Origin of the sequence: Pseudoalteromonas sp. S16_S37 (assembly GCF_014694405.1) — a bacterium.
GTDB lineage: Bacteria > Pseudomonadota > Gammaproteobacteria > Enterobacterales > Alteromonadaceae > Pseudoalteromonas.
Genome location: NZ_JAAUWV010000005.1, coordinates 177,670 through 186,896 on the forward strand (window position 1 = coordinate 177,670; position 9,227 = coordinate 186,896).

A 9,227-nucleotide genomic window follows, 5' to 3' on the forward strand; every position below is an offset into this window, starting at 1 on the left:
AAGAAGGCGCTTAGAATTAAGCGCCAAAAAACATTAACTACGTGTTGGGTAAAGCCCTATATTGGCAATGACAAACTTTGTGACTGAGCTCGGTTGACAATTATAAATAGGCATTGCTCCACCAGTATTTTGCACGCCCACTTTCACTTGCACAGCAGTTTGTGCCTGATGAAAAGTCCCAGATATTTCCACAGCATCTTGCGCCATTTTCACATCTGAGGTAGTTGAATAAGCTTTACTGATAGGTGTTTTAGCTAAACCATTTACAACTTCACCAGTAGCCCAATACGCACCCTCTGCATCATCGGTATCACCCAAGCCGTTTTTAGCGTTCACTGTTAAAGTACCAGCAAAACCATCCACTGTAGTTGTAGCTTGTGCTTCTGCTACGGCCAAGTGATAATGTGACGGCATCTGAGAAACCGTTAAAACGTTATATTCAGCGCCAAATAGGTTACCTTGTACTCTAGGCGTTAAGCCTGTTCCGTAACCATCACCCACCGCAGCACGACCACGAAAGTCGGGCAAACCAAAGGTTGAGCGACCGTCACCACCGTACGCCGTCCCCAACAAAGAGAACATAGTCGATTGAGTAGCAATACTTACAAGCCCTCCTGTACACGAAAAATAACCGCGCGGTACAAAGTGGTATGCCACCATTTCGATATCACCAATTTTTGCATCTATACTCATGTTTTTCTTCCTTCTTTATTATTTTAAATTCATACCTGCTTGTAGTTTGGCCTGCATAGCAAAACGATAACCGTCAAATACGCCCTCTGCACTGCTGACTACATCGAGCTTCAGCGTCTGCTCGTTGCGAAGCGCTATGATTAATCCGCCTGATTTTGATAGCGCAACCACGGTACCGGCTTTCACCCCAAAGGTGGGTTGTTCAGTTAAGGAGACTTGCATTAATTGGCAAACGGCTTTACCAATGTGTAAGCGGGCACCACCAAAATATGGATTTGCCGCTCGGGTTAAAATAATAACCTGCTCTGCGCTATCGGTCTGTAAGTTGGTAAATAAGTGTGATTCGTCCAGTGAAGATAAAGTTTCTGGTGCAAACTGCACAAATGACTGAGCGTCATACAAGCTATCGAATTCACTAACAAGCTGCTGTAACAAACTAGGTAACTGCGTGAGCAGCTTTTTATGTAAAGTACCCGCTGTATCCTCACTCTCCACAGCCACGCTGTGACTCAGTAAAACTTGTTGATGCTTAATACTTACAGCGCTAAGAACACAATGAGACTGTTGACTATGAATGGTTTGAAACAAGGCATGCTCAACCGTTGCGTTACTGTATTGTGCAACTTGAACTTGCACCACATCTTGCTCACTTTGTACATTGCGTAACAGTTCATATGGCAAGTGATAGCTAATAAACTCATCACCTTGCCAGTTTTGCTTAGCAGACGCTAATACATCATTATCAATGTGTGCTTGAGAGGCATGAGGTACACCAAAATGCTGTGTAATACCCGCCAATTGCTGTGCGTCTGACTCTGAGCAGTAGGTGATCAACACCCCTGCCAACACGTTCATTTGTACTAAACATTCAATGGCTGGAGCCGCTGCTGCCGAGCAGGCAATTAAAACTATTTTTTTCATGCTATTCCCTTATGCAATGGTAGGTAAAAAGCTCGGCATGCCACACAGCTTGTAGTAAAACTTCAATTTATCTCCACCTTTTACCAATAAGTCACCCGGCTCTGAAGCATGTGGTTTAAAATCAATACATACCGACATATCAGCAAGTGGATGGGTGATCCCCGAGTCATATTGTGCAACTTGCTCTTGCCCATCCACATGCAGTTTAGCGCTCAGTAACAAAATACGTTTCGGCATATCATCCACATTTTGTGGAATAGTCACTTGCCCCGCTTCAATCAAATCAAAACCATTGCCAAGTGGCATGGTCGTTATATGTTTTAGCGTGTCTAAATTAAGCGTAAAAATAGGTCCTAGATTGATGCGCTCAGCTTCAATTTGCTCATTGATAAAACTAGAATGGCTGCGCTCTTGCGCTTGCCACTGCTCAACAAATTCACGTTGTGGCACCGCCAATATCGCTTCAACCACAATTTCCTTTGGCAACAAATAAGCATCCGTTGATAAAAACGGCGCTAGATGGCGCATAAAGCTCAAGTGCCCTTCTTTACTTAAGCCATGTTGCATCGCTTCAATCACCAAAATATCGATTGGCAAGCTGGGCTTATAATCCATCACATCCATACACAACACGTCCACACTGTGCAAGTCTAGCCCCAAACTCTCAACGGTACGCTTAAGCACCTTTTCAGCGCCAGGTTGAATATCGATTAAGGTGATTTTAAGGGGCCGTTGATGAGTATTGTGTTTTTTTACGTAGCACAACAAAGGCAAAACGAGTGGCGCAAATGGGCCGCAGGCTGGATAAACTAAATGTAACGGCTGTAAGCTTAGAGACTCAGCATCATCTAATGTGTTCTTAAGCGCGCGAATAAAAGCTTTAACACGGTAAATATCATTGACCGTCGACACCGCATCTTTAACCGCCATCACTAAACCGGTGGCATTAACGTAAGAGTGCGTGGTTTCTTGTTCGGTGAGCTCTAAGCTTTGGTATAGCTCTATCAGTGATTGTGAAAAATCGGCAAATACACTGACTAATTGCTCATGCGTTTGAGTTTTAGCAAGCAAACACTCAACCAGCTTACAACAATGCTTGATTAATACTTCGGAGCTTGCAAACGCGTCACCTTTTAATTGTCGAGATAGCTGGTCGCGCAATGACTGATTTAATAGTTTTGCAAGACTGGGGTCGATAGAACTCAACTCATGTGTTTTCCCCATTAAACTTTGAGTTTCTCTACTGTTGCTTGCCATGCTCTCAGACCTTAAACAAATAAAAATATCAACCTCTTTGTAAACTCATAAGCTCTATGTATGCGCAGTTATTGTCATCACCTCGTTTACTCTAACGGGCAGTAAATCAGCCCTTCACTACACGCAGCGAAAATAGTGCATAAACTCTAAATAAAGACCATGACAGCACCCAAACAATTAACATAGCTTTAACACTATGAATTGTATGAAAAAAACAGAAATTTTGAGTTGGTTTGAATTTGACCTGATTGTTTAATTAAAGTCAATTACAACGCATTACAAATGCGATAATTTACTTATAAATCATTCCTTAACGGCTCAGATGTAAGATTATTTAACTCATTCATAGAAGGTGAGAGCTACTCTCAGCCAAAAAGTAGCCCTAGTTAGGTTACTAAAAAATGGCAGTGCCTAGTTGTTCAGAAACATATTCAAGTGCCGCTATCCCTGCTACAGAGTTACCAAACTTGTCTAGCCCCGGCGACCAAACAGCCACCGTAAACTGGCCCGGTACCACCGCTATGATCGTACCCGATACGCCTGACTTGCCAGGCATACCCACTCTGTAAGCAAAATCGCCCGCTGCATCATATAAGCCACTGGTAAAAAGTAGAGAGTTTAGCTGTTTAGTTTGTTTGGCACTGAGTAATTGCTGCTGGCTTTGTGTACAAAAACCATGATTTGAAAGATAAGAGAAGGTACGCGCAAGTTCAGTGCAGTTAACCTCAATGGCGCAATAATTAAAGTACGACCAAAGCACCTCTTCAACATCATTAGTAAAGTTACCAAATGATTTCATTAAGTAAGCCATAGCCGCATTTCTGTAACGATGCTCAAATTCTGATTGTGCGACACGCTTGTTAACAACCACTTTATCGTTACCCGATTGACGACGGTATTGTTCCAACATGGTATGGATTGGTGCGCTCAAACGAGAAAATAACGCATCACAAGTAACAATGGCACCAGCATTAATAAACGGATTACGGGGAATACCATTTTCAAACTCTAATTGCGTAAGAGAATTAAATGCAGTCCCTGAAGGTTCTTTGCCTACCCTTTGCCACAATTCATCCTCATAACGTTGTAGTGCCATGGTTAAAGTCATCACTTTCGATACCGATTGTACGGTAAAGCGTGCATTGCAATTGCCCGCAGTAAAAGTTTGCCCATCAATAGTATGCAATGCCATAGCAAACTGCCCCAGCTTTTGTTCAGCTAATGCAGGGATATAATCTGCGACTTTACCTTTTTTAAGCAAAGGTTGAACATAATTAAAAGTGGCATCTAGAACGGCTTGATAATTAGGCATTAAAACGACTTAAAAACAACTGAAATTGTTGCTCAGTCTAGCATAAAAAAAGGGCCTGTTAAGGCCCTTCGTGAGTGTTACAACTAGGCACTATTACCTAGCGTAAATCCATTTCTTGAATAATCTCGTGTGCAATTTCTGGGGTAGTGCTCACTGGCTTATCGTGTAAATTCGCTTTTAGTTGGCCTTTTCTATGTTTTAAAGAGGCATCTAACTTTTTAGCGGCGTTCGCAATTGCGGGGTACATAACTTCTCCCTCACCTTTAACACCTATGCGCACACCTGAATAAGTTGTTGAAATTTCTGCGTTAAACTTTTTGTTATCTTTACTAATAATGATGTCCAGCGACAATAATGACGGAAAGTGTATCGCTGTTTTGGCAAACTTTTCTTGAACGTGAGCTCTTACTGCATCTGTAATATCCACATGGTGGCCCGAAAGATTTATCTTCATATATTTATCCTTTTCTTGTTTACCTCAATTACAGTATTGAGGCCATTTGCTAAAACCTCAAGGATAAAAAGTGAGATTCTTTTCATTAATGTGAAAATAATGCGCCAGATCACAAAAAAGGAACGAGTGCTCAAAAAAGCAAATATAAGATAAGGTTTTGAATAAAAAGTCTAATTAAGAAAAGCGCTGACAAGAAGGATAATAACTCGCCAAACACAAATAAATTCGCGAATGGTTTCTTTCATACAAGTCAAAGACGATTGAAAAAGATCACCAAGGTGCTAGTAGCATCAATAATAGTACTAGTGAATGGATTATCTATGCTTGTTTTGATAACTAAGGAAATGGTGCCGACTATCCGAGTCGAACGGATGACCTACTGATTACAAGTCAGTTGCTCTACCAACTGAGCTAAGTCGGCACATGAATTTTTTAAACCTTTCGCTTTATTAATTTTGAGAGTAAAAAGGATGGTGCCCAGAGGCGGAATCGAACCACCGACACGAGGATTTTCAACCCTTAACGCTTGTGCATCTAACATACTGTTTTTACTACACAAACCCACAAAATATTTCCTATAACTTTCGTCTGGTTTAATATTTATGGTTAATTTAGCTAAAATTACTTTGTTTTTAATAGCTTATAATTTTTAGCTAAACTTACAATTCTCAATTTAAAAATAATGCCTTTTTTATCACTACTTTTCAATGCTTTGTTTTTTCTTATCATCTGGCGACTTAGGCGTGACCGGCGTTACTTGTGAGTAGCCACGTCGATAAACACGCTTTGTTGTTGCCACACTTGAGTGGCCCAATAACTCAAATGCCTGAGTAATCGTCTCACATTCACTTGCTGTTTTAGCTCGTAAGTCTCTATCCTGAAAGCGCTGCTCAGGTTGTAGGTCACCACTTTCGATTGCTGCACGCATCGCTTTGTTCCATGCAGTTCTAAAACCGTCAGGCGTCAGGGCTTGTTCCTTTCTCGCATTAGCGCTTGAAGCAAAGAAATACCAATGCAATAACGGCGCTCGGTGTTTTCTGGCCGTACGGTAGCCATTGATTTGTTTAAGCTCGCTGATGATAAAGCTAAGATGCTCGACAGCTTCGAACTGCAATCGACTACCCGTTTTTGATGCTTGAACTTTTAATCCTTTTTCGTCATCCCAGTCTTTACTGCTGAGTTTAAGCATGTCAGTTTGCCTTAAACCGGTTGCCAGCTTTAATGCCACATAAAGCTGCAACCATCGAGGACAATACTTAATAAACACGGCCAATTCATCATCTGTCACTAATCTATCTCTTGGCTGCTCGGGATTACGTATAATTCCATGAAATGGTGTGTCGTCAATTACGCCCCAACGCACAGCATGAGACATAATGGTACTCAGTAACGCAAACTCACGATTGCCTCTTACCGGTGCCCCCTCTCGATTCCTAAGGTCAAGGTATTGATAAGCATGCTTGGCTCTAAGCACTCTCGGGTTCATATGACCAAAGCGCTTTATCAAATGCTTTGACGCACTAATATTACTCTTGTGGGTCGATTCTGCCTTAGTGGGTGAAATCTCTTTGAGATAGCGGTCAATCAAATCATGCATCGTTTGACATTCAAAGTTAATCGAAGCGTAAGCGTAGTAATTGCGAAAAGCTTCACTCAGCGTTTTACCAAGGCGGATATCTTTCTGACCACTTGCCCTCAAGTAATAGGTATTCCCTTTTTTATTAAAGATCATGCCCTTGGGCAGGTTTGCATTTTCTGCAGAACGTTTTCTTCCCATGACCGCTTACCCTGTGTACAGCTCGTCATCACTAAGCTTAGCCCCGCCACGCTTAATTTGACAGCTATCACCAGCGCCCAGTTCTGCTTCAATCGTTTTACGCAAAACTTTAGGCCAGCCAAAGGCATCGAGAGTGAAAGTGATATGCATTGAGATCAGTTGCTCAACTTGTTTCTGGCGCTGCTTACGGCCAGTTAACTCAGCAACTTCTGTTTTAGATAAGAATGTATTCACAAAGTCCTCCTACGAATAAGTAAACATGACCCCATAAGGTCGTAGTAAATTTGGGATTTAACTTATTCGCGATAATTCGAGGACTTCGCTTCTGCTTATTTTCGCTGATTTCCCAATATTTCAGCGTTTTTCACTCTACTTTATGAGTTTTTGTTTTGCAATAGTGCGAATGAAATTAAAAGGGGCGATTTGTAGTATTTGGAAATCAATAAGTGAGCTACTTAAGAAGAAAATAGCTCATCAATAAACACTTAAATTTTGCCAAGGCTATAACCAACGTTGTTGAATGTATCCTAAGTTGCCAAGTTTTGGAGAGTAAGTTGGATAATACTTTCGCTTAAACTCAGCTACAGCATTTTCTTTACTGATCATATTATTTTCAAGCATATACATGAGAGCTATCGAAGGACTTCGAGATTCTCCTAGACTACAGTATACAAATACAGAGTACCCTTGATCTAAGTTGCTTTTTATGAAATTTAAGGCTGGATCTATCATCGCATCGTTAACATATTTTGGATCTTCACCATCAATCATATTTAAATAAATTGCATCTTCTGTTTCTTTAAATAAGTAGTTTGGGTGATTTGGATCACAACCTCTTCCAGTCCATCCCACTACCGACTGATGAGTGACAAAACCTCCAGCACGATTTAATGCACACACAATTCTCATTCCTTGCGACTTTGCAACAGAGTATTCTTCTTTAGTCCCAACATATAATTCTAAATGACTTATTTTTAACATACACATTCACCTTATAACTTACCTTGCACTTTATATATCAGTTAATTAGTACTTGTTTCGCTTTTACTATCAGATTGCGAACTCAAGAATAAAGAGGTATAAACAAACCTCAAAGTGCGCCACCACCAATAAACACAAGAAGCTGTACTTGAATAATCATCATCCAAAAGACCATGAGCAATATTGTTTCTTAAGTTGGGGCCGTGAGGGTGTGTAAGAAATGCTTTCATCTCAAATAGTAAGTTTTCATCAAAAATCTCTTCCGACTCTGGTTTACTTAATAAAGTAGATAACCCACACTCTGTGGCAATCCCATCCTTGGTATCAATTGTGGTTGTTGATACACCACTTTCATTGAGAATATCTCTCACTAGGTGCTCCCATTGAGGAGCCAATAGATGAATTGCTGTTGTAAAATCTCGTTGGAAACCGAAATATAACCCCTTTGCAAATAGTTTCGAACGCTTTGAAGGAATCACAGGGCTCACCGAACACAAACTTTCAAACATTGAAAGGTTTATATTATATTGAAGGTTCAACTCATCAAGAGCAGGTAACAGATCACTGCACACTATAATATCGGCCATTTGCACAGCAGCCTCTACTGCTTTAGACAAAAGCCGATCATCATGTTTATCTAACTCAACTTCATCAAACGCCTTATCAACTGCAATTTTTCTCCCGTCATGCGAGAAACGAATTGTGTTAAAGAGCGGACTTGTAACGCTTCTAGGTGCATTATTTTCAGATTCCACCAGACGCGATTTATCAAATCCATCAACTAAATGCGCAAAGTAAAGGATTGCTGTTTCTGCGCTGTCTTTCCCTGATACATACTCAATAGCCGACGCTGTCCACTGATCACGCTCCGGAAACGGAACATTAACCTTTGTGGTTACCATTTCAGCCAGAGTTTGCTTGCCAGCCTCACGATGCAAAACTTTAAGTTCGGATAGCTTTGCATGAATATTGAACTTACTTTTAACACTATTAGGTACTTTCCAATATGCTTGTATAGCGTTCTCATAAAGTGAAGCTTTCACAAGCGCTTGTTCCCTAATCGACGCTTCATCTTCCCATGTCTTAGCTATTGTAATTAAAGCTTTGCCCCAATCATCATTGCGTTTAAGCTGATAGTACTTTTTTGATAAAAACTCAAGGTAAAACCTTGCTTCGTAAAACTTGTCATGGCATAGAAAATCATTGATTAATGAGTTAAATTCTTCTTCTATACGTTCAAACTCCGTTGACTCAATCAATTGATAATCTTCCAATAATTCTGTAAGCCATATCTTCATAAACTTACTATTTGGATAGCTATCAAATATCGCATTGAATAACTTTCTTTTGATATATGTGACCTTTTCATATGCACCTTTACCTAGCTGACATGCTAGCCGCAATGCCCTTCGGTAATAATGAGATACACCTAGTGTGATCCAACTATCTCCATCTATTGCATAGCTTGAATAGAGGTCTATTGCCTTTAAAGCATTGCTGAACGGCTTAGGTTTAGAATAAAGCCAACACAAGTCATGAATACGAGCCACAAAAGCAGTGCAATTAATATGAGCAGAAAGCTTACTTAAAACTTCAAGCTCATTTTGAGTATATTCCCAGCCGTCACTTCCCCTAAAGCTAGACTTGTAGTGACCTTACGGCAAGATAGCGCAAATAAGTAAAAACCATCCGGCATACTTGATTGCAACCTAAACAACTAAGGTGTGATCAATGAATACCACAACATCATTAGAGCAAATTAAAGCACAATTTGACCACTGGCGTCACAACAAAGACACGTTAGGCACTTTTACCCCCGTTGAATTGCGCAG

Annotated in this window: 9 protein-coding genes, 1 tRNA gene and 1 pseudogene; all 11 read right to left on the minus strand. The window is 40.6% G+C overall.

Annotated elements, in window-relative coordinates:
* Positions 1 to 33: 33 nt before the first annotated feature.
* Positions 34 to 693 carry a phage tail protein gene (locus tag HC733_RS04705; protein WP_190363886.1) on the minus strand — a complete coding sequence of 220 codons (660 nt, stop codon included), beginning with the start codon at positions 691 to 693 and terminating at the stop codon, positions 34 to 36.
* A gap of 18 nt (positions 694 to 711) precedes the next feature.
* A complete protein-coding gene (locus HC733_RS04710) occupies positions 712 to 1,614 on the minus strand; it encodes a hypothetical protein (protein WP_190363887.1) in 903 nt (300 codons plus the stop codon).
* 9 nt (positions 1,615 to 1,623) lie between these two features.
* Positions 1,624 to 2,871 (minus strand): hypothetical protein, encoded by a 1,248-nt coding sequence (locus HC733_RS04715; protein ID WP_190363888.1) that lies wholly within the window; start codon positions 2,869 to 2,871, stop codon positions 1,624 to 1,626.
* A 394-nt stretch (positions 2,872 to 3,265) separates the two neighbouring features.
* On the minus strand, positions 3,266 to 4,183 hold the full coding sequence (glsB, locus tag HC733_RS04720; protein WP_190363889.1) for a glutaminase B: 918 nt from the start codon (positions 4,181 to 4,183) through the stop codon (positions 3,266 to 3,268).
* 97 nt (positions 4,184 to 4,280) lie between these two features.
* Positions 4,281 to 4,637: a ribosome hibernation-promoting factor, HPF/YfiA family gene (gene hpf, locus HC733_RS04725; protein WP_190363890.1), complete on the minus strand. Its 357-nt coding sequence runs from the start codon at positions 4,635 to 4,637 to the stop codon at positions 4,281 to 4,283.
* Between the two features lie 345 nt (positions 4,638 to 4,982).
* Positions 4,983 to 5,058, minus strand: a tRNA-Thr gene (locus HC733_RS04730).
* Between the two features lie 276 nt (positions 5,059 to 5,334).
* Positions 5,335 to 6,414, minus strand: a complete 1,080-nt coding sequence (locus HC733_RS04735) for a tyrosine-type recombinase/integrase (RefSeq protein ID WP_190363891.1) — start codon at positions 6,412 to 6,414, stop codon at positions 5,335 to 5,337.
* Positions 6,415 to 6,420: 6 nt separating this feature from the next.
* Positions 6,421 to 6,648, minus strand: coding sequence for a DUF4224 domain-containing protein (locus HC733_RS04740; RefSeq protein ID WP_190363892.1), 228 nt, complete (start codon positions 6,646 to 6,648; stop codon positions 6,421 to 6,423).
* A gap of 267 nt (positions 6,649 to 6,915) precedes the next feature.
* The gene (locus HC733_RS04745; RefSeq protein ID WP_190363893.1) at positions 6,916 to 7,395 is read right to left on the minus strand and encodes a dual specificity protein phosphatase family protein; all 480 of its coding nucleotides are present in this window, start codon (positions 7,393 to 7,395) and stop codon (positions 6,916 to 6,918) included.
* A 41-nt stretch (positions 7,396 to 7,436) separates the two neighbouring features.
* Entirely contained in the window at positions 7,437 to 8,693 is a 1,257-nt protein-coding gene (locus tag HC733_RS23500; RefSeq protein ID WP_446727616.1) for a DUF4209 domain-containing protein, read from the minus strand.
* An 81-nt stretch (positions 8,694 to 8,774) separates the two neighbouring features.
* A pseudogene (locus HC733_RS23610) lies at positions 8,775 to 8,996 on the minus strand (DUF7380 domain-containing protein); the annotation flags it as partial.
* Between the last annotated feature and the right edge of the window lie 231 nt (positions 8,997 to 9,227).